The following is a 24,553-nucleotide window of genomic DNA, read 5'->3' as shown; positions in this document are numbered from 1 at the left end:
GGCGCGGTTCGTCGCGGAGCACCCCCGGCTGATGCTGGCCACGAAGGGCGTCTTCTTCGGGACCGCGGTCGGCGGCGGTGTCCCATATGTCGCGCAGCGTGTGCAGATCGCGCAAGGCCACCGGGAGAAGGTGGATTGGCAGCAGGTCGGCATCGGAGCGGCCGCCGGTGCCGTCGGTGGTCTCGTCGGTGTCGAGGTCGGGCGGCGCGTCGCACCCGCGGCGATCCGGGCGGGTGGGCGGGTGCTCGGCACCGTGGCCGCCGGCGGCGTGGGCGGTATGGCCGGTGGCCTGGCGGGCGGGCTGACCGCGTGGGGTCTCACAGGCGGTGAAATGCGGGGCAAAGACCTGGCCACCATGGTGTGGACCGGGTTCGGCTCCGGACTGGTCGGGTCGGTCGGGGCTTCGGTGCGGGCCGCGCGGGCCGGTGCATATACCGGGGCGCCCGAACCGGCGTCGTCCGCGGATCCGGGTTCACCACCCGAGGCCGCGCCACCGGCCAGGATTTCCGCACCCGGGGACGGCCGGCCGCCCCAGACGCAGACGGCGGCCGCCGAACCTGTTTCCACCACCAGTCAGGTCGACGCGCCAGGATCGAGACGATCCGCGGGCTTCGGCGACGGTTCGGCGGATTGGGACATGCCGGATGCGATCAGGGCGGAGGGCGATCAGATCCTCCGCGACCTTTTCAACGATCTTCCGGAGGGCCCGGAGCGCGACGCCCTCGTCGCGTTCCTGAGAGGCGACGGCCCGGGGCAGCTGCCGGACGGAAGCGGCGGAACCACAGCACCGGGAGGCGCGCCCGATCACCCATCGGGAGGACCAGTACACCCCTCGTCACCGTCCTCCCCTGGACGCGGCGGCTCATGGCCCGCCTGGGGCAACACTCCGGCCGCGCGTGCGGGCAGCTCGGTCGCGGTGGCCGCACCTCCCGAAGCCGGTCCGGGCACGGCGATTCCGGCCCGGCAGTTCCAGATCAGCGATCCTCAGGTGCGCCCGGACCAACGGGGCATCGATGTGCTCACCGAAGGGACCGTCACACAGCCGGACATTCCCTCCTTCGGCGCCGAAGTCCTCGATGGCAGTAGTACTTACACCGATCCGCTGATGATCGAGTACGGACCGGCCGGAGAGATGTACTTGGTGACGCCGGAGCAGACCACCGGTAACACGTCCCAGGACATCGCTGGACCGATGGGCGAAACGCTGGAAGAGGGAGCGGCCACCCAAGAGGGACTTCTTCCCCAACTCGATGTCGACGCATCGATCGCGAAGCTGGAAGCGGCACTGGCTCAGGAAAAGCCACCGGATACCACCGCACCATCGGTGGCGACGCCGAACCAAGCCGGAAACGCCGCAGCATCGCCTTCCGCTCATATCGGAACGGACCACGTCGTGGGGGACGCACAGTCGGCTCCGGATGCCCCGTCGGCAGTGTCTGCCGGGACCGCTACACCCGACCTCAGCGCGCAGGCCGGTGCAGCGATACCGATGGCCGACTCCGCGTCGGCGGGATACGCCGCCGCCCCGCCCGAGGCGCACCACCCCGTCGCGTCGAACGCAGTGAACTCGGCTGCCCCCGCCACGGCAACACCCGCAGCGGCGGCCACGGGAAGCCCGGCGGTCGCAGGAACACCGGCGGTGACAAGCGGCACCTCGTACACCGGCGGACCGAAACCACCCATCGGCCCCACCCCGCCCAGCGGTCCGCAGAACACCGGCCCGCTCGCGGGCCCCACTCCGAATGCCCATGGCCCTATCGCTCATACGAGTGCGCAGGCAACATCGACCTCACCCGCCTCCCAGGTCTTCGCCACACCATCGGCCCCCACCGCCGCGACCGGCCGACCGGGCGACGACGAACCCGACGCCGACCCAGAGGAATTCCCCACGCCCCCGGGAACCGTCGTGGACGACCCCCGCGAGCACAACGTCCAGAAAGACCCGCGCGAACACAGCGTTTGGCAAGACCCCCGGGACCACAACGTCCAGAAGAAGCCATCCGGAGACTACGTCGTCATCCCCGGCGTCTCCTACCCGCTGGAGGACGAACCACCCGCCGACGCCATACCGGTCATTCCGCGTCCACCCGCTCTGACTCCCCTACCCGACGATTCCGTCGGCTTGGGCCGCGCCTTCGAGAACCCGGACAATTCCGACTCGGCGTCACCGCGCCCGCCGGACATCGCCAATCCCCTGTCGGATCGCCACGTCGCCGCACCGGGAACCGGTCTGGACGCCGGGCTCGGCAAACCGCCCGCGTCCAGCGCCACGCCCTCGCGGTATGCCACCGAACCGAACCCGGAGACCCCCGGGGCTCCGCAGACGCCTGCGGGGCCACAACTGAACAAGCACTCCCTCGAATATCACCAGGACCCCAGCCGCCTGCCCGCCGTAGGCGGAGTTCCGCACCTCCAACCCGTCCCCCAACCGAGTGGGAAGACGGAGCATAAGCGCCTCATCGCCCAGATGGGTGGCGGCGACAAACCCCGACGACGCAAGAAGCAACCCCCGCCCGAGCCGGAGCCGACGCCCACTCCACCACAGCCGACGCCCGAACCCCCCGCACCGGTTCCGCGGCCGAAGCCGCGCAAGCGCGTGCGGCCGCCCGCACCACCGGTTCCCGAGCAGGTCGTGGAGCGCGAGGCAGGCGAGGCGGTCGGTGACGAAGGTCAGCACGCCTCGACTACCGCGCGCGAGGGCTCCGACCGCAAACGCCGGCAGTCCGGTGTACGTGCAGAACAGTCCGCCGGGCAACCGGATCAGCGCTCGCTACTGCAACGGGCACAACAGGGTGATCCCGAGGCGTTCAACGACCTGCGGGAGCAGTACGGACTCGACGTCCTCCAGCACGTGCGCCGGGCACTCGGGGTTTCCGAGTCGCAGTCGACCGGCCGAGAGGAGCAATTGGCGCTGGCGGCAGGGGCGATCAACGGCACCGTGTTCCGGTTCGCGGAACAACAGCGGTGGCCTGTCCCGGCCGGGGAGGATGTGGGTAGCTGGTTGCGCCGCGTCGCAGATGACGCGGTCGTCCAATCCGGCGTCCTCGAGGGAATGCCGGACACAGCCGCGGGAGAATCGGCCGCGCTCGCCGACCTGGGCGAGGTCGCCACCGAAAGCCCCTTGGCCATCGAGTCCGGTCGCCCAGTGGACGCCACCACGGACATGGGGCGTTTCGTCGCCCCGGTCGCCCATGCCCCTGGCGCCGCGAGTGAAGTGGCGATCGGCCCGCCGGTCTTCGACAACGCCACCTTCGCAACTCCCGACGATCAAGTCGGCGACGCCCAGCAGGATCTGCCTCCGGCCGACAACCCTCCGGAGCTCGAGCAGGGCACCGACCAGGTTGTCGATGCGATGCGGCAGGCCGCGGAAGCGGTGTTGGCGGACTACCACGCCCGATCGGGACCCGACATTCCAGAGGCCGAGCGACTGACCAACGTCTCGCCGGCCACCCTCGCGGAGATGCTCCGCGGCGACGACGACGCCGATGCCACGGCAGCGGTGATCGAGGTGATTCGCCGCGGCGAAGGCAAGATCTTGCGTTGGACCCAGGTGGCCGCCGTGACGGCGATGCGTCGAGTCCCGGTGAACATGGACGCCGGAGAGGGCAAATCCCTGGTCTTCCTCGCCCATGCCATCCGCGAGGCCATCGAACACGGTGCCGTGCAGGTCATCACCACCCGTGACAACCTCGCCAACCGCGAAGTAGCCAGATACGTCACGGTTCTGGCCGAGTACGGCATCGACGTCGTCCGCATGAACCCCGACCACGCCCCCCGGCCCCCCGAGCCAGGCCGGCCCACGATCTACATCGGTACCCAACAAGACGTCGGCTTCGCCGCCCTACGGGACAATCGGGTTCCGGGCCGCAGCGCGGCGATAGACGAGATCGACGAAGCCCTCATCCACGCCGACACCCAGTACATCCTCTCCGACGGCGCCGATCAGCTCGCCGACCCGGCTACGGCCGCTCAGGTCACCAATGCCCGCGATCGCCTCACCGCGGCACTGCACGACAATCGGCTCACCGAAGCCGATTTCGGACGCACCCCCGGCCAACGCGGCGGGCCGGCGCGACTGACCGAAGAAGGCAGGCAAAACCTGGAGCAGCTGCTCGGCCGTGCGCCCACCGAGACCGAGTTGACCCGTATCGCCATGGCCGCCGCGGCGCGGTGGGAATACGTGGAGAACGTGCACTACATCGTGCACAACGACAAGGTGTTCATCATCGACCAGACCACCCACAAAGTCCTCGTCGATCCCGAGACCTCCTCCGAGAGCCGCTGGAACGGCGGCCTCGCGCAAGCCCTCGAAGCCGAACACGGCTTGCCGATCCGCAGCGATCCCGACAGTTCGAAATCCATCACCGCGCAACAGCTGTTCAGCCCGGAGAACTACGACCACGTCACCGGCGCCTCCGGCACCGCCGAAGGTTCCGCCACCCAGCTTCAGCAGCGCTACGGTCTGGGCGAGGTCGCCAAGATCGACCGTTTCCACGAATCCCAGCTCATCGTCCACCCCGACAACATCTCCCCGGACGAGGGTTCGAAGCTGCAGGCCGCCGCCGCCGACATCAAAGCAATGCAGGAAACCGGCCGCCCGCAACTGATCCTGGCCGACCGCAACGATCTCGTCGATCCGCTGTCCGCTCTCCTCGACGACCTCGCCGTCGCGCACACCGCCGTCGACGCGAAATGGTTCCTCGACCACGGCACCGACGCGGAGGCCGAACTGCAAGAAATCTTCGACCACGCCGGCGAACAGGGCAAAGTCCTCGTCATCAACATGCAGGGTGCTCGCGGCGTCGATATCCCGATCTCCGACGCCATCCGCGATCTCGGCGGCCTGCACGTCGTCGTGACGGGCCGCTCCGCCCGCTCCCGTGACATCGACATCCAGGCCGAGAACCGCTCGGCCCGCAACGGCGACCCCGGTAGCGCCCGCTACTACACCTCACCCGAGGACGCTCTCTACGCCCTGTCCCCCCACCCGCTCGTACAAACTGTCGTCGTCCGATACACCCAAGTCGCCGCCGAGCATCAGACCCAACCGACTTCCGAAACCGAGTCTGCGCTCAACCAGGCAGAAGACAGCCTCCGCGCCCTCGTCGACCCGCTTCAAGAATTCGCCGCCCTGCTACACCAGCACACCCATTCCTCCACCGGCCCCACCGCCGACCCGACCACGCGCGGACCACCCGCCACACCCACCGACCAAAGCGCCCGGCAACCACAACACCCACCGCCTATCGGTTTCCAGCCACCCAGCTCGCCGCGGCAGGATGCCGCGGAGCCGTCGCCACGTGCGGACGACTCCCCCGCGCCCACCTCCGTCTCGGATGCCGGTACGACGCTCCCGCAGCATGAATCCGCTGATATCGAGCGGCCGCGGCACGCTCCCGAAGAACAACGCTTCCTCGAGTGGTATCGAGGGCGGTCGGCCGATCGATCAGGGCTGCCCCGCCAAAGCCTGGCGGAGTATGTCGAGATGCACCACCTCGAGCTCGATCAGGTGCGGCGATGGCTGACCCGGGCGGGGATCGAGGCGAGTAGTCACGCGGCGGAGCAGATCGGGCAGCTTCCGTGGCCGGGTGACGGCGACAAGACGACGTGGCTATCCGAAATGCGCCGATATCTCGGGGTCGCACCGGCAGAGATGGACGCGCTGGTGGACGCGGTAGAGGGCACCTGGGAGGCAATCGAGCGGGGGACTCGGGACCTGGCGACCGAGCAGATCAGGGCCTTGCTGCGTCGGGTGCCGTACGCCCGGAGAATGTATACGGAGGCGTCATCCTATTATCCGGAGCTACTCACCGACAGCGGCGCTGCCGCATACCCCGAAGGTTATCCGGATATCGGGAGATACATTCGTTCCCTGCGCACCGAATCCGGCCTTTCGGAAGAGGACTTGGCTGCCGCGGTAGGCAAGTCGAGCGGCACGATAAAGAAGTGGGAAATAGGCGATATCTGGCCATCGGCAGCAGCGGTTCAAATCATCGCCGAAGCCTCACCGTTCTCGCACGATGCCACCTATGACGAACTCGTGGAATGTTTTACATATCTCCCGAGAGCCACCCCGATATTCCCCGACCCACGTGCCGTCGCATCCTTCGGCGAGTACATCCGGTACTTCATCCGCGTGAACCAGATAAAGGACGCGGATGCTGCGCGCGTTCTCGGACTCACACGAGTGCATATCGGGCGTCTCAAAAAAGGTGCGGAGATCGACGAATTGGCGATGCTGCGAATCTACCGTGATGTGCTGCGGGAGCGCGGGGTCGACCGATGGAATGATCTGGGCGAGGCGTGGGGACTTACTTACCGGATGGACCCGGCGGGCGAGACCGTTCCCGATCCGGCCTTCTTCCCGACAATCCACGATTGGCTGACCGCAGTACGTCTCTACTACGGAATGAGCTGGTCGGATTTCGCCTCGCGAACCGGAATAGCGAAGAACACGATCGCCCGAAGAGAGACACAAACCACACCGAGTGTTGTGGCCCTCCGGCAACTTCGGGACATTCTCGAAAGTCTGGACGAGCAACTGCCGGGAGAGCCCTTCACCAATGACACTCTGGTGAAGGCCTTGCAGCAGTTCTATGCCCGCCAGGACGTGGGAATCGGAGACGAAGAGGACACTCGTCTGGTCTGGGACCTGATAGCGACTCGGCCAGGGTCTCCCGAGGAGCGGGAAATTCGAAGTCGGCTTCTGGAAAAGTATCTCTGGATCGCGGAGGCAGCGCCTCAGTATTGGACAGTGCCAGGAGAAGAATACCAAGATCTCGTCCATCGAGCCCTCGAGGCCATCGCGACGGCCACCAGCACCTTTGTTCCGCCTGGCGAATTTCCCCGGGCCGCAATGGCGAATGCCCGCTGGGCCATGAAGTACAACTACTACAAGCAGATGTATCCGAACTTCGGTTCGAAGGATTTCGAGCTGATCTACACCGTGGATACGTACATCAGGAATCGAACCGATGTTCCTGGATCGGCCGAACCGGATGACGCCGAGATCAGTGCGGCTCTCGGATTGGATCTCGCCGCCGTCAAGAAGGCGAAGCAGTGGATCCACCTGCGCAAACCGGTGTTCCTGGATCAATCGAATCAAAGCACCGACGAAACCGACCGAGACGAGAGTGACGACACCTCCCGGGTGGACGTCGTGGCACCCGACGGCACTCGCTCCTCCTCGGAAGAAGAACTGTTAGACGAGGACTTTGCGGCGAAGCTGAGACAAGCTCTGCCCGATCTGTCCGAGGCAGCACGGCGCGCCGTGCTGCTCTACCTCATACAGGACATCTCGCTGGCCGAGATGTGCACGAGACTGGGTATCGGGCAGGAATCGGCTCAGGACCTGATAGTGAGGGCCACCGAGAGCATCCGGCAGGCTTACGTCGCCGAGCATGATGGTGACTCAACCGATACCCCGCGCCCGGGCCCCGGGCAGCCAGGGCCACCCGCAGAACCCACCGGCGACCCCGCGCCAGGACGGGACGACAGGTCTCACAATGATCCGGTAGCGGACCGGTTCGCCCAGATCCGTGCAGCTCTCTCCGATTTCCCGCCCGGGCACAGCGATGCCGCCGAAGTGATGCTGGCCGCGCTGCTGTCGACAACGCATGGGCGTACGCAGGTGCGGCACGGCCTTTTCGGAGATTCGGGCAACCGGTGGGTCGTGGTGGAGGTGATCGAGGAATTCGACGCGACATTCGACGTGGCGTCCGAACCAGCGCTACCCGTGCGCGACCTACCCGGCACATCGACGGCAGCGGGCCGACTCACCGAGTTGCTCGACGGCAGCGCCGGAGCATGGGGCTACGAGTTGAGTCACCTCGGGCAACACGCCCGCAGCGGACACGGAGGACGACGGAAGAGGTGGTTCAAGCTTTTCGAATCTCCCGCACAGCATGACCCGTCGACTGTGCTGCCCGACCCGATCGTGAAATTGAGCTTCGCGCGGGAGTCGGTGCCACGCGGAGTCGGGACCTCGCGCCATGCCGCCCGGGAGGTGCTGATCGGCGCGGGCTGGCAGGACACCGACCAGATCGAAGACGTGGAGCTGTCGGTGACCGAATTGGTCACCAATGTGCACGTGCACGATGCCGGAGACGCCGAGGTCCGCTACTGGCTGTTCGATGACGTGCTGCGGGTAGAGGTCACCGACGAGAGCCGAGGTTTGCCGAAGTGGCAGCCCGAGAGCAACTTCGCCGAACTCGAGCAGACCTCACAAAGCAGCCCTGACCAGGCGGCGGGCGAATTCGACGTGGACGAATTCCTGGACGCCATCGATCTGGACGCACTGGTGGCGGGCCGGCGAGAACCGGGCATGCGCGGCCGCGGCTACGGACTGCTGGACGACATGGCCGCCGCGTGGGGCGTGGACTTGGCCCGCACCGGGGGCAAGACGATCTGGTTCGAAGTGCGGCGGAACGGCCCACCGGGCACAACCCAGACCGATCCCGGAACACCGGGCGCCTCCCCGGCTCCCCAGCTCGCTTCGGAGACACGGCTCGGTCGACACGACGCCGGGACCGCGGTCGAGGGCACCGAGACGCCTGCCACATCAGCACCGAGTTCCGCCGCTGCCGAGGCTCAGCGACGTCTGGAGGGATGCATCGACCATCTGTCCCGGGCGCTGTGGGCACTCGGCTACAACAATGCCCAACCATCCACGACAGGCAACAACGACTGGCGAGCACTCGAAGCGGCAATCCAAGCGGGACTGAAACTACAACCCGCCTCCGATCCCATGGGATCGGTCATCGCCGATATTCGCGACTCGCACACCCGAACCGACACCGCGGTCATCCTCGTCGCGGACGAACCGTCCGACGGACAGACGGGCAAGCGGAGCCCTGCATCACCGCCGGCGGTCACCGATGCGGAATCGGCGCCGCTGGAGTATCGCGGTACTCCGGACGATGCTCTGGACACTCCACCCGGGCGCGCGGCCCGCAGCGACGGCGCCCCGGTACCGGCGACGCCATTCACCAAAGGTCCACCGATAGAGGGGCAGCTGACCTTCCACACGCCGCCAGGTGACGTACCAGGCGTTGGTCGAGGCACGTCGGATGGCGGCCTCGATGCCCTTGCCCAACTGCGCGCCGCCGTCGATACCGGCCAACTGGGGTTGGTGATCGAGGGGGTCCAGGCGGAACGCGAAGCTGCGGCAATGGGCGTGCCCACGGAGGTGGAACCGATCGAGCGGATCGACCAGATGCTTGCCGGGCTCTACGAGCTGCGCGCCGCGATGAGTCAACCGAACGTGCAGGTCCCGCCGACGCGGTTCCAGACACTGGTACAGCTCTACCACGCGGTGATGGAGCGGCTGGCGGCATTGACGGACGCGGACAATCTCACCACCGCGAACCGCCCGATAAGCGGAGTTCAACAGGTTTTCGACCTTCGCGACCGCAACCAGCGGGTCGCCGAAGCCAGGCAGCGGTTCGCCGAAGCCGACAGCCGGGTCGATCAGCTCGCGGCGAAGTTGGACGCGGCCCCGACCAACGCACCGGCGAGCGCCGGAGACCGGGGTCTGCTGGAGACTGTCGATATCGGTCTGCTGCGGACGTTGCATGCGCACCTCCAGACGGCAAGCGATGCCGCGAGGGTGGATCCGCGTACGGCGACACCGGCGCAGATAGCGAGATATCAGAAACTCCGCGGCATGTTCCACCGGGTCGATGAACTGCGGAGGACAGCGGACGACCCGGAGGCGGAGATCGCCGATGACCGCGTGCGGAACCTGGTCTTCCACTTCCACGCCGCGACGGAGTGGGTGGCTTTCGAGAACGCGAACGATGCCGACGCGACGAACGTCAGGAACGTCTACGTGCGGGGCCGAGAGGACCTGGTCAGGGCAGCGGTCGACCGTTTCCGCAATGCCGACGAGCGTGTTCGCTCGCTGACGCATGCCCTGTACCCGAGCACGCCTGACGGTGCCCCCGCCGGTCCGGCTACCGCACAGCCGGGGAGGTCATCCGAACTACCGGCACCAGAACCCGTCGTGGCGCCGCGGGCAGGAAACGAAGCAGCTCTCGACACACCGCAGCTACTCGACGCACTCCGGCAGATGTTTCCGAACGCCTCGTTCGACGACATCGTCGCGTTGCGCGAACTCTCCTTCCAGCGGAGTGGGACGAGCGCACCCGACCGTTCCCGCGAGAGTTTGGAAATCCTGCTGCGCAAAGCATGGGAGAGGCGAGCGGAGATCGGTACGCCGTTCCAGATCTACTCCATACAGATCGGCTACGGGGAAGGTGTTTCCACCTCTGATCCCGTCTCCTATCTCCGCGAGCTGGTGGAAATCCTCGAACATCGCTCTCCGGAGGAGAGGGTCGCCTACTCGCAAACTTCTGCCGGCGAGCTCGAGGTGCGCCTCGGCGACCTGGCTGCCGTGACCGGGGATCCTGCCGCACTTCCCTTTCTGAGATTTTCCCGCCCCAGCGAACCGCGGATGCGCGGCTTCCGCGTCTATATTCATCCGGCTCCGGACACCGCGCCCGGTCTGATGCGCGACTTCGTGCGGGAGGTCATAGACCAACCGGATCGGTTCCCCGGTGTCCGCAGCGCGAAGATCGCCGGACCGGTTGTACCCAGGAATGACGGCATCGTCACCAACGTGAACACCCTGGCGGACGCCGTACGGGTCCTCAACTGGCTGCGTGATTATCAGCAAGCCCATCCTGACTCGTTCCTGTGGTCCGTACCGGCGATGACTTTTCAGGTGCTGCCCGGCGTGAGCCTCGGTGCGGAACCGGTTTATCCGCTGAGCTTCGGCGAGGTGCGCTCGCAAGCCATCTTCGTCGCGCTTCGATCGACTCGGGAAGCCGACGGAGATTTCGCCGCATTCCGGCAGCAGGCACTCACCACACTGGCCGCGGCCGACGTGGATCCCGACCATCCCTGGCTGCCTGCGGGCTCGCCCGCGTGGCGGGACCATCACGAAGTCGATCTGATCTCGGCAGCCGGTGTGACCGACCGGGGCGGGCGGGTCGGTGAGCGGCACGACGGGAACGAGGATTCCTTCGGGCTCACGACAGCCCGAGTCGGCGACGAGCAGTGGACCGCGGCGGCGGTTGCCGACGGTGTGTCCACTCAAGGGCACAGCGAAGAGGCCTCGGAGGCGGCCACCCAAGCGGCCACGGCAGTCCTGCATACGGAGGCAGCCCGTGTCGCACGCGGTGAAAGGCCGGACCCCGAGGCAACCGCGAAGAGAGCGTTCGAGGCCGCCGAGCGTGCCGTTCACGAGTTGATATCGACGAAATACGCTGATTCCGAAGTACCGCCGGCCACCACGCTGGTGCTCACCATCGCCACTTCGGCAAAGCTCATCACACTATCCCGCGGTGATTCACCCGCATTCTGGATTCCTCACGACGGCGGCCCCGCGATCCCGTTGACCGAGGTCGACCCGGCAATGGTCGAATTGGCCGAGAGCCTCGGTATGAGTGTCGACGAGCTCAGACACTCCTGGCTGGCCTCGAGCCTGCGGGACTACCTCGGTAAGGACACCGAATCGGGCGAGCTGAATCCCCTCGTCCATGACGTCACCGAGCACGGATTCGTAGCACTGTTCTCGGACGGCGCGGTGAACATCTACTACGAAGACGAGTCGAGCGCGGACAGTCCCGAGCAGAGGATCGCCGACACGCTCCGCCAGAAGCTGGCGGAATCGTCGGGCAATCTGCTCGGTGCGGCGAGAGCGTTCGTGCAGCACGCCATCGATGCGGAAGAGCACGACAACGTCACAGCCGTGCTGATCGACAGTCCTTTCCAGAACTCCGGTACCGCGAATTCCCTACCCACCGCGACCGAAAGTGGCGAGCCACTCGCCGCACATGATTCTGGAACGTCCGATGCCTTGCAGCGCATGGCGAAAGGCGGAAGGGATGTCGGCGAGCGTTACGAGATCGCGGATCGTCCCGCGACCGCGGCTGCTCAGGACAGCGAATTGTCAGCCGACCTCGTTGCTCAGGAAGGCCCACCGCAAACCGACGTACCGCGAGAACGTCTGGCCGCGTATGTCCAGCTAGGGGAACTCCAGCCCGGGACACCCGAGCATGAGCGCTTGGCCGCCGATATAGCTCGACGCGACGCACTGGCCCACCGTTGGCTGACGCTGGCACTGGGCATGTTCACCTTGGAACACCAGTTGGCCGCACCGGATCTGTCGCCGGCCACCGCGACCGAACTGGCTCGCCGGCGCGACGAGCTGCGTACCGAAGTCGAACGCGCCGGCCGGGCGCTGGCCCCCGGACACACCGATCCGGCCGCGCTGCTGGGGACGCCGCCTGATGCGCGTCTCCAGTCGATCATGCAGCCGGAGGAGGCACGACTGGCGTTTCAGGTGGTCAACGACCGGTACGGACGCCAGGTGGTCCCTATCCCCAACGGCGTGCGAACGGCTCTCATCCATTCCCGGGGAGATCTCACGCGGGCGGTGGGTGACGACAACCTGCATGAGTTCACCTCCCTGACCGAAGCTTTCGACCTCATCGACCAGATGCCCGCCAAAGCGACAGCGATCGTGCGAACGCTGTCGAACTTCAATACCGACAACGTGGTGGTGTTCACCAAGGACAGCGGCGGCCCGGTCATCGAAATCAGCCCGCCGATAGCCCGCATGAAGCCGATCGACCGCTCCACGGGTGCCGCGAAATACGATTCGGTCGTCCGCGCAGTCTGGGTCGCACTCTACGACGAGAACGGCGTGCTGATTCCCCCTCCGGGGCCGAACACCGACGCCCCCTCGAGCCACCCCGCACAACAAAAGCGCCCTGGAGGCGGCAGTCCGTCCCCCGGCCCGGTGGTGTCCTTCCAGGACGTCGATCCCTTCGCCCCCGAGCGCACCGCCCGCAAGCGTCACCGCACGTTGACCGGAATCCTCGGACCCGACGGACTCGATTGGGGCGTAGTCAACTACAAGAATCCCGTCACCGGCCAGCTCTCGGGTATGGGCGAACCCGAGGAACCCGCCGACAACTCGGACTCGGAAAGCGCCGCGACCACATCCGGGCTCACCGGAGCGAACCAGCAACCAGTCCCCCGCGAAGACACCACTACCGGCCCGCCCGCCCACAACACACAGTTCACGGTGCGCGCGCAAGGTCCTGACCCCCGGAGCGAGCTGGCACGCATGCGTGCGGGCTCGCATGCCTGGGATCAGCTGAGTGAGCTGCTGTTCGACTGGCCCGCCGACACGATCGACGACTTGGGGTTGGAACTCGCTGAGCGCGTGGTGACCGCCCTCGAGGACAGCGATGACGGCAGCGTTCGGGTAGCACTGGAGGAAATCGGCAACCCGGGCGAGCGCCTTCTCCGCGTGACAGTGGCTGACTCGACCTTCGAATTGCGGGAAGCTGACGAGCTGCCGCAGTGGCTGGCCGAGATCATCGCACCGGTACGTCACGTGCGCCTGAATGTGCCTGGGGAGCTGGCTATCGCAGTGCGGTTCCGCGACATCCCCAAGATCGCCAAAGCACTCGCGCCGCACAACCATCTCGGTGCCTCGGCTGATGTCGCACAGGACGATATCGACCGCGGGTTGCGTCATCGGGCGCGAATCAACCGCGGGCGACTGCACGCGTCGCTCCGCAATGTCCTGGCCGAACCGACCTTGTACCGCTCCGGTGACTCCGTGGTGGAACTCAATATCTACCCGTTCTGGGACCAGGACTTCCGGAGCGGGCTGAGTCAGCTGAACCTGACCGGACGCGACGATCGAACGCTGCCGCTCGATGAATTCGTCGACGCCATAATCACCGACCTCGAGCAACGCAGGCAAGCAGCCGGGGCGGATGACCAGCCACAGCAAGTCCCCCACCCCACCACGCCCTCCGCATCCGCGCAGGACAGCGCAGCTGAGCCTCGCCTCGTGCCGCCACAGGTGAACGCACCCGATGTCTTCCACGACGACCGCGCCGCGACACCGCCGCGTCTCGACGCTGCGCCCACTCCAGAGCGCGGGTCGGCACACTCCGCCTCCCAAGACTTCCATCACCACGAAGACGATCCGCTGGGTCGGCCCGATGGCCCGGGCGCACGGCATCAAGACGATGGCGAATCGGGTCGCCGAGAGAACTCGAACCTACGGCAAGTGCTCGACCAGATCTCCGAACGGTTGGTCTTCGACGGCCGCGGTGCTGCCGTGTTCGACGCCGACGGCCTGACACAGCGCGAGATCGAGGTCTATCAGCAGCAGTTCGCTTTGCTGAGCGGAGGTGCGGGCACTTTCCATGACCAGGTCATCGAGCAGATGCGCGAGGCTGCCCGGCATGCCCCCCTGGACAGGTACGTCAACAGATACGGCTTGAACACGCCCATCGATGAATTCCACCCTCCCGAGGGAATCGCGGGAGAGGTCGATCGCGACGGAGTACTGGAAGCCAACGTCTACGCAACCGAACGCACGCCGAGCGGGTCGGTGATGTTCGACCAGATGATGGACGAGATCGGCCATCACGTGCGAGGAATCCGGGGAGCCTGGGAAGTCGGTCTCGGGGAACGCGACAATCTCGACACGTTCAACGCGCTGATCCAGGATCTGTGGTCGTCCCCGGAGGACGCGGCCCGGGGTACCTTCACCGGAAAAATCGCCGCACGTTACGGGTTCACGCATGTCTCGTTCGAAGGACTGATCGGCTCTATCGGCGATTATTCCCACGTCAGAGTGCTGTTCACCAAACCAGTTACGGAAGCGACCGAACCCGACCAGACCGACGGCAGCGACATTCCCACGCCTGGTCGGCAAGTCGGAGGAGGTGCGACGCCATCTCCGCGCGAGCAACCGCATTTCTACGACGACGTCGACCCGCACGCGGCCCTCGATACCCCCGCCCGAAACCAGCGCATCGGACGCCGAGCCGGACCCGACCCCCGCGTCTTCCATCACGACGAGAACGATCGGCTGGGCCGACCCTACGGGCAAGCCGTACCACCTACCCCGCCCGATGCGGGCGAACCGTCACCCACCGCTTCCGGCCATGGGACCGAAGGCTCCGCACACGCGGGAAGCGACGATCCGCCTGTGCGACGACCATTGTGGCCGGACAAGGCCGGCGAGAAAGCTGAGCCGACGCCGGGTGCTGCGCCTCGCACGGCTACACCGGGCAGCGAGCAGGCCGCGCCGGAGAACTCGGACCACGCTGCCCCGTCGGCCACGCAGTCAGCGGAAGCGACGCTGACGTCATCGCCCCATCAGCGGCACACGCCCGACCACGCAGTCACACCTGCGGCACAGGGCCGGACGTCGCCTGCCGCTGCCGGCCAGGTTCCGGATTTCCGCAGGCCGAGCGATGAGGCGGTGGAGCTGTTCCATCGGATACTCGACGCTGAGCAGGCCGATGACCCGCATGCGCCCGAACTCCGGGCAGAGGCTGAACGGCGCATCCCGGATGACGGGGAGCGTGCTTACCTCGAACGTTACGTCGGCAATGAACGCAGGGCCGCGGCGTTGGCGGCGGAGCTGGGAATGACACCGGAGCAGCTGCGTGTGTCGATGACCGAGGAGCTGAGGCAGGCATTCAGCGGGGAGATCGTTATCCGCACCAGGGCCATCACTCTGGTGCGCATTCTCGAGAGCGGCAGATTCAAAACCATTTTCGAGACCGCGGCTAAAAGCCTTCTGGGGCGAGCGCAGTTGGCGCGTAGGGCGGAGATCGAACAGAAGCTGTTCGGATACGCACACGACCTGGCGGCGACACTACGGCCGGTATATGCCCGTGTTCGTACGACCCAGGGATCGTGGGCTCACGAAGGCGATATCGCCAAAGACCACGGCGACGTGGACGTCATACTCAAATCAACTGTGTTACAGCGTACAACGGCGAGCGTCGGTGACCCATGGGGCGTGAAGGCGATCCCGAGCAGCATCACCGACCCGCAGCCGGAGTCTTTCGCGGCCACCCCGAGCAACCATCGCGAACTCGCCTACTTCGGGCTCGAAGGCATCGGCCGCGATTATGGCGGGGAGAGGTTTCTCCGTAACAGCTATATCGAGGCCCAAATTCACGGCGGTGTCCCGGTCGCCGATATCGCACACGTCGTCTTCCATCGAGATCCGCCGGACAGGGCATTACAGGCAGCGCTTGCTGCCCACGGCATCCCATGGTCGATGGCCTCCGATTACTCGAGCAACCCGCGACAGCCGAATAACGGTCGACCGTCGGACAGCCCTGATCGCCCTCCGGATGCCGCCGAAGCTGGTTCAACTACTACATCGACGCCCGTCCACGGGGCCGTACCGGATTACGATTCGACCGACGGCAACGCCACCACATCCCAACCGACATCCCGCTCGAGCACACCATGGGGCAGTCATCCCACCGCGGCGACGACGCGCGGCTCGGACCAGGTACAAACCCAGCAGACGAGCACCAACGACGGCGGCGCAGCGACCACCGCACTCGATCCCAGCGCCCAGGCCGCTGCAGCTCCCGCAACGAACCCTTGGAATCGAGCCGCGCAAACGAACACCGCAGACGGGGCGCCGAGTCCGCGAGACCGCGAACCGGAGCCGGCAAGCAACGCATCGGGGACCGCCGGCACTCCCGATCGACAGGACAATGGCACTCGGTCGCAGAGCACCGGCGCCACACACACGCCGACATCCACCACGAACCCGTGGGCTGCCGGTACCGCCGCTGCTAGCGATCACCGACCTGCGCCTAGCGACTCACCCGACACCGATGCGGTGCCGGAGATCGCGCGGACCGAGCCCGCCGAGCCGACGCCGCAGCACAGCCCGACCGCGCGCACCACCCCATGGAACCGCCGCACACGCACCGCGCGCGAGACCGCTGCGATCTCGGCGCAGACATCGACCGGCACGCCTACAGGGAAAGCCGAGTCCGAAGGTGAAGGCGCCGTCGTCGATCCGGACGGCACACAGGACAGCAGTGGAGCGCGTGGTTCCGAGAGCGGCGACAGGGCCGATGGCGGCGGTGATCCGCAACGAACTCGCCGACCGGACGATGCGACCTCGGAACCGGAGGCCGGCACGGCCGATGCCGCCGAAAACACAACCGGCCGAGAAACTGGGGTCCGCACGAAATACGATGCCGTGTCACTGCCGTCGGACAAGTACATGTACACGCCGGAAGTCGCCGCATCGCTGGACTACACAAATGTGTACACCGCTGTCGGGGGCGGGATTCACGACGAAGACGCGCCCTACACCACCGGCCCGGAAGGTGATGTATTCTTCCTGACAGCCAATGGCGACCGCTCGATGCCGGCCCCGCCTGGAACGCATGCCCTGCTATACAGTTCATTTCCCGAACCCGACATACATGTATATTCATTCGGGCACTGGTTCATCGACGGCGGTCGGCAGGTATACATTATCTTCGGCAGTAATATGCTCCCGAAGGCATCGGCCGACTTGAAGTACGTCGCCCAAGGCCTGTTCGAAATGGCCGAGCGCGGTGTACCGGTGGAATTCGACGACACCATCCTCGGGGATCTGTGGCGGAAGCAGATTCCGGTCGGCGTGCCGACCGCCGGTCAACTGATCGACCAGCGCGGCGAAAGCCCCCACCCGGCAGTCCCCGATGCTCGCGCTATGTTCCCGGGGGCCACCGCTCAGTTTTGGATGTACGTCACGGCCGTTGTCCCGGCGGACGATTCGCTGTCGATCGTATTTTCGATCAACCCGGTTCTCGGTAAGCAGGGCCGGATCACCCTCGTACTCACGCGCGAAGATGACGTAATCACAGCCAAATACACGGATGTCATTCTCGGCGAGGACGCCGATCGGGTATCCGCCGCGATCGACGAATTCCACACCAGGGCTGTCGATCCGTGGCTGGCCAGGTCGGGAGCCATTTTCACCGGCAGCGACGCGCCCGTGGACAGCGCGACCGATGATCCGGGAGCTCAGCTGCAAGAACTGCGCATTCGCCTGGAATCGACACGGGCCGAACTCGCCGAGGTACTGGGCGTGCTCACGGATCTGGTGCGAGCCGGGTGGGTGCGACAGGCGGTGACCATCGCTCAGGGGTGGATTCGGGGGCTGAGCGAGACAGGCTGGGCGGCGGTAGCTACAGCCCAGGAGATGGATCTTGTCATCGACTGGGTCGCACTGCGGCTTCCCGTGCTTCGGGACATCGAAGCCGCGAATGCGGCGCAGGCCGATCCGGTGATACAGCAGCAGCTCGCAGATTCAGGCGAGGAGTTGGATCGCCGATTGGCGAACCTACTAGGACTATCGGAACCTGGCCCGACAGCCCACGCATCCGCCGACAATTCACTGATAGAGCTACGCGCGCTCGCCGATGCGACGAGCAACCCGGACCTCCAGCGACTCGTCGATGTGATCGAGAACTTCCTGCTCGCCGACCACGCCGTCACTCGGCTCGAGAATGAGATGCGTGCCGGCAGCGAGCGCCGCCGCGGGCGAGCGGAAGCTACCGAAGCACCGGACGATGCCGCGCCCGAGCCAGACGAACCAACGCTGTCCGACACCGGTGTGGCCGACGCCGGCTCGTCACCGCAGGCGCCTTTTTACGGTTGGGACGATAATGGCGGCTACATCGAATTCGAGTTCGACGATATTTGGATCATTCCAGTGTCTTCGTCCGACGGCAGGATCTCCGGCGCAGGCTTCCCAGGGGACGAGCAAAATGCTGATGAGATTCGAGCGTGGGGCCTGACGGACAACAGGCCCGGAAACCGGGAATTTATACCCGTCTGGCCGGTGTCGGATGTGGCAACAAGAATGCCGGATATAGCTCCGACATCGCAGTGGGCTGAAGACCCGCAGCCCGAGAAAGCGCCGTACTTCGATGCGGATACGAATTCTGAGCCGATCGTCTTGTTCGCGCACGCAGAAGAAAACGGCTATCTGATCAATATCGAAGATCGGCAGACCGGGCAGCGTCGGGGAGTCCTCGTCGACGGAATCGTATTCGGCCGGATTGTGTGGTCGAGTGGTTACTTCCAAACCGCTTCCGCCCAACACCCGGGAAGTCAGTTGCTGCTGGTCGGGTGCAGCGCGGCGGCCGGAGACGCACACCGGTTGCTGTCGAACTATCTGCACGAACAAGGTTTCACAGGGGATGTCTGGGGCGGCCGAGACATCATGCTCACGAGCGATGAGGGGCATGTATGTATTCGGATCGAAGTGGCACCGGACGGCACCATGGTTCCGCCATTCGACGTTACGCGCGCTCCGGGATCTCCTCGGGAGGAAGCCCCCGCAGAGTTGTCGCCGCAGCAGGCGGCACAGCCGGAGGTGCGTCCGCCCGACCAGGCGGCTGAACCGTCAACCAACCCGGGCGGACTCCCACCCAATCCGCTACCCCCGGGGGTAGAACTCTTCCACCATGTCGACCCCAACCCTATCGACGCCCACTTCCCACACCGCCCACACGGCATCGGAGCGAACAAACAACGAAACCTCAACCAACACCTTCTCGAATTCCACCACCATGGCAACGGCGATGACCGATTCTGGGAAGAACCACATCCGAAGGACGCTCGGGACACCAGCACCAACCCCGGCGCCGGCGAGGCATTGCTGGCGGTCGAAGCAGCGGCCAAGGCGGCTCTGGACGCAGCCGCCAATGGGGACGAGCGTCAGCTCAAACGGCTGCGACGGACCATCCGACAACTCGGCAATCCCGACTACGAGCAGTACCTCGAACTCCGTTTCCTGCAGGATCTGACGGTTGCCGACGCCACGGCCGCGATCAGCGCCAACCGTACGGCTGATGCTGCCAAGTCGCTACGGCGCCGCGCCGTTCACGCTCTCGCCGCGGTGCTCCCGGTGAGCCCGGCAGAGTTGCTGGACAGTCTCGACGCAGCAGCGCCGAACGCGACCCTGATGGAGCTTGCCGACCGGATCAGTTGGCAGACCGCGCTGACCCAAACGCTACGGGCGGCGATCCTGTCGGGGCGGTTGGCCGCAGGCCGTTTGCTACCTGTCGATGACGCATTGGCCAAGCACTTGGGCCTCTCGTCCAGAGACGTTGTCGATAGCGCGTATCGGCAGCTCTCCCGCGAGGGTTATGTGGTGGTCCACCGTGGGGGGGTCGGAACGAAGGTAGCGAGCCGCGATCAATGGCCTGGTGCTCCGCCATCGGAGGTCGCTTCGCCGATTACTCCTGAAGAGATGCTGGGGATCTTCACGGAGGAGGCGCCGATAAGCGAGTTGTTGCAGGCAGCCGGGGGGAACTTGAAAGTGATGGTCCTGTCTGCGTTGCGCCGAGCGGTGCTGTCGGATCGTTTGGCCGGTCGGATGCTGCCTCGGGCAGAGCAACTCGGCGCCGCTATGTATATGTCGAGAGGCCCCGTGGAGAAGGCTTATCGTCAGTTGAGCGTGGAGGGATATGTAGCCATCACTCCCGGGTTGGGAACGACGGTTAAAAGTCGGAACCGATGGCCGACCCAGCCTCCGGCGACGCCTCCCCGAGGGAATGGCCTGTCCGATCTCGACGTCGAAGTGCTCGAGCTGACCGCGGCAGGCCTGTCCGTCGGAGAGATCGCCGAGGCCGCCGGTGTCCCCCGGAGCAAGGTGAATTACAGCTACGAACGTATTCGCGTCAAGCTCGGCCTCAGCGGTGATCGAGCGGAGATCGTGGCGGTAGCAAAGCAAAGACGGATCATCGGCGACCACGACCATCTCGAGGCACGCAACGCTTCCGGTGAAAGCCACAAGAGCCGTAGACCGCCGACCGATGTCGAACCGGAGGGCTCCACCAACAAGCGCGACGGCTCCGAACCACGGCATGTCACTAGGCACGTGGGCATGATCGGGCACGCAAGCGTCCCCCCCTGGAACGACATCGACGGCGCCGGTGCCGTCTCCGAGGATGGCCTCTCGAATCTCGGAAAACCGCGCCAAGTGCGCAGACGGCTGCACAAGCTCAGCGAGACCCACATAGATGGGGGTGGTTGGGTCTCCGGAGGAGGGCGACGGCACGAGCAGGGTGACGGTGCCGTGTCTCCGGATTCGAACGATGGGTTCCGCTATTCCGGCCGCGATTATCTCGATCCCTACGAGGCCGCCGTTGCCGCGGTACGAGATCTGCCGACGGATCGGGGAGATCTGAACCCGGATCTCACCCTGGAATTCTTCCCGCTCTACGCACCCGATGGTCTGCGGACCGAGGAGGACTTGGAGGCGGTCGCGACGGCCGTGGGCGACCTGATGCACGAGCGTGGCTGGCGAGATCGGAGTCAGATCGAAGCCGCCTCCGAGCTGGTGCGCGTTGCGGGGCGCAACGCGATGACGTACATGGAGCGGTATACCCGCTCGCTGCAACGGTCCGGCGTCGAGTGGTATGAGGAACAGACGGCCGTGCAGGACATGAAGGCTCGGCTCACACTGCGGATGGCCACGCAGGCCGATGCTCGGTCGCTGTACGTGTCATTCGACGTGGACCAATACCGTCCCGAGCGATCTCCCGACATCGAGCTGCTCACGTGGCATGCGCCGCTGTTCAGCCATGCCGAGGTCGGAACCGAGGTGCGGGAACTGCTCGACTCGGCCACCGTGTCGGGTGTCGAGCAGTGGGGTGAGGTCTGGGCTCGGTTCGACGAGCCGCGGTCGGAACCGCGCGGCGACAGCGTCGCGCCGCCGCCTCGGAGCGACCTCGAAGCGAAGGCCCGCATCGTTCGGAAACTGTACGACGACCACCATATCCGTTTCTCCGAGTGGGAAGATCCGGTCGTCACGGTGCAAGCCGTCGAATCCGTCGACCGTGCGCTGCGACACCTGATCGCGGAATACGGCGGCCGATTCGCACTGCGCGATTTCAGGTTCGACGAAGAAACCGAGGGCTTCGGCGTGACCCGAAGTTTCGGCACCACCACTCCTGACACCAGGGACTACTACGCGTCGATCAGGCTCAACAGAAGAATCTTCACCGATCCGGAATTCGCCCAGTCGTGGGCGGATCAAGTTGCCGACCACCGTTGGGCGGAGTCGGCCGAGGACATGATCTACCAGTTGACGCACCACGAGTTCATTCATGTCGTGGCGGACGAGGGTAACTGGACGCTCCATGACCTCGCACCGGCGATGCTGTGGGCGGCCTACGAGCTTTACCGTGGATTCGATCTGCTACCGGCCGAGGTCCAATTCACCGACTGGCTTGCCCTGTTACCTCATTACGCACTGCTGTTGTTTGCACACCCGCTCCTGGATACGTTCGATCCGGTCGAGGGTGTGGCCGAAGGAGCCAGGACCGGTGCGGTCGTATCGTCCTTGCCGTTGACCGATCCGGCACGAGTGCTGCATTGGCTGACGGTGACACGTGATGGATCGTCGCCGGCGGAGTTCTTGGCGCGATGGGCACAGCGGCGAGCATCGGGCGACCCGGACGTATCACTACTTTTGCAGGACTTCCGCGACCTCACCGGCCGGGACGATGTCGCGATACCAACCCGTCTCCGTCCTGAGCACACGACAGCCGACGTTCTGGCGGACGCAACCGGCGGGCAGCTGCGCCGTTTCACGGATGTCGGGGAAATCGACGCCGAGTTGCGCGCCTCGAGGCAGTCGCCAGATGGTCGAGACGACGATCGCGGCGATGGTGTATCGGCGATTGTCATCGAGCCGGACGGCCGCGCCTACTTGCTGGTGCGCCGCGTCGCCGAGGACGGCCCAGTCCGGATCGAGCTGCGCAATCCGGCCGAGGGCATCCTGTATGCCAATCACGTGCCACCGGCAGCATCGCCGCGATCGCCAGGTTTACAGGCCATCTTCTTCGACAAGTCCGGCGAGGGCTTGTCGGCCGTAGTGCCGCTGGAGGAAGCCGAAACCTCCCCGTTCGACGACCCCGATGAACCCTGGCGGCGAACCCCATTCCTTCTCGACTTCGATGGCACCCTGGTGTTCTCCATGGGGAGTCCCACCCATCACGGCCACGAGGTGCTCGAAATCACCGCGAACACACTCGACTGGCAGATCCAAGAGTTGCTGGGCGCGCACAACTGTCACTGGCTGGCCGCCGCCCTGCACTGTATGACCGGCTGGGACATTGTGGCGATCGACAGTCTGGTCAGAGGTGTTTGGCAGCCCGTCCACACAGCTGTCCGGACCCCCGACGGTGACCTGCTCGACATCTTTGGACTCGCCGCCCCGGACACCGTCGCCGCGCGATGCGCCGGCTCGAACCCGTTCAGCTACCGAACCGTGCCCGTGGAGCATATGCCGGGTGATGTCCTCGTCGAGATCGGTCATCTGCGGGGAAACGAGTTGTGGTGGGCCGCCGAATTCTCGGCGCATTTCGTCGCGACCACCGTTCATTTCGCACGATATCTCCTGCGCAACTTCGGATTCGCCGAGATCGCCGACACCCACGACCTGCAACAGCCACACCATAAGCAACGGAACACCAGCCCAACCCCGGCACCCGCCACTCAACCGACCGAAATCCCGGACCATCGAGCAACCGACAACTCGGTCGATGACGCGGAGCAGTTGGGAGCAGCCGAGAAGCTCGGTCCCGGAACGAACGAAACGACCCCGGTCCACGGGCGAGACGCGGCGAGGATCACTCCCGACCGGGATCTGGTTCAGCAGATACGGGGACGTCGCGACTCCGTTGCCGAGGAATTGTCGATCAATCCAGCAGAGCTTCAACCGGGCTCCCTGCGCATCGTCGAGCTGCGGGAAGAACTCAACGAGTTGCGGACCAAGCTGGCACCACTGGCCGGTGTGCCGCGGTCGGAGCTGACCGACGAGCAGCGCGCCGACCGTCGGCGCGCGGCCCAACTCCACGACCTGATCGAGGCGACCACCACATATCACGAACTCGACACGCGAACAGCCGGAACGAATGCCGTCGAACCCGGCCAAGTGCGCGCACCAGTGGGACGGACGATCGTCGAGGATCTCGGGCTTCCCGCCGAGGTTGCCACAGCCGAAATCATCGGCGAGGACCCCACCGCCGCACTGCTGCCGCAGGAACAGGTGCTGATCGAGGCGATCCAGTCGGATCCGGAGGGGGTGCGCGAACGCGAGATCGTATACGGACGCACGTGCGCCCACCGGGCATTGGCGCGCCTGGGCGTGCCGGTCGAACCGGTGCTGCGCGCGGGCGAGAACGTGCCCGGCGGAATGCCTCTGTGGCAGCCCGGCATCGTGGGAAGTATCAGCCACACACTGGGCTTCACCCTCACCCAGAAAACCGGGTACTACGTGGCCGCGGTATCTCGGCACCATCGATCGATCGGCATCGATGCCGCGCACAACGAGCCGATCTCCGATGTGCTGCGAAATCGTATCGCGCTGCCCGAGGAGCAAGCTTGGCTGAGCCGCATCGGTGCGCACCGCGGCGTTCACTGGGACCGAGTCCTGTTCTCCGCCAAAGAAAGCGTCTACAAGGCGTGGTACCCGCTGACCCACCGCGCGCTCGACTTCGAAGACGCACTGATCACGTTCGATCTCGATGCAGGCACCTTCACCGCACGGCTGCTCGTCGAGGACCGATCCACTCTCGACGGCCGGCCACTGACCGAATTCCACGGTCGATTCCTGGTCGACGGCGGCGTAATCCTCACCGGAATCGCTGTTCGGCGACCACTGCCGGATGCCGCGCCGCCTGCG

At 65.6% G+C, this 24,553-nt stretch carries 2 protein-coding genes and 1 pseudogene (1 of these 3 running past the window's edge); 2 read left to right on the top strand and 1 reads right to left on the bottom strand.

All coding sequences use genetic code 11. From position 1 onward, the window contains the following. Positions 1 to 1,192: 1,192 nt before the first annotated feature. Positions 1,193 to 7,375, top strand: a pseudogene (locus ACWEKR_RS27650) (sigma-70 family RNA polymerase sigma factor); the annotation flags it as partial. Positions 7,376 to 8,857: 1,482 nt separating this feature from the next. Here the strand turns inward: ACWEKR_RS27650 and ACWEKR_RS27645 are convergent. After that, entirely contained in the window at positions 8,858 to 9,574 is a 717-nt protein-coding gene (locus ACWEKR_RS27645) for a hypothetical protein (protein ID WP_452356949.1), read from the bottom strand. 90 nt (positions 9,575 to 9,664) lie between these two features. On the opposite strand from ACWEKR_RS27645, the gene ACWEKR_RS27640 reads away from it, so the two are divergent. Then, positions 9,665 to 24,553: the 5' portion of an alpha/beta fold hydrolase gene (locus ACWEKR_RS27640; protein WP_452356946.1), read on the top strand. Its footprint extends 13,515 nt past the window's final position; the window shows 14,889 of its 28,404 coding nt (coding positions 1-14,889); its start codon is at positions 9,665 to 9,667; its stop codon lies off the right edge, out of view.

The organism is Nocardia sp. NPDC004573, assembly GCF_053602135.1.
The sequence above is the reverse complement of the archived record's forward strand: the minus strand, read 5'-3'. Positions and strand labels throughout refer to the sequence as shown.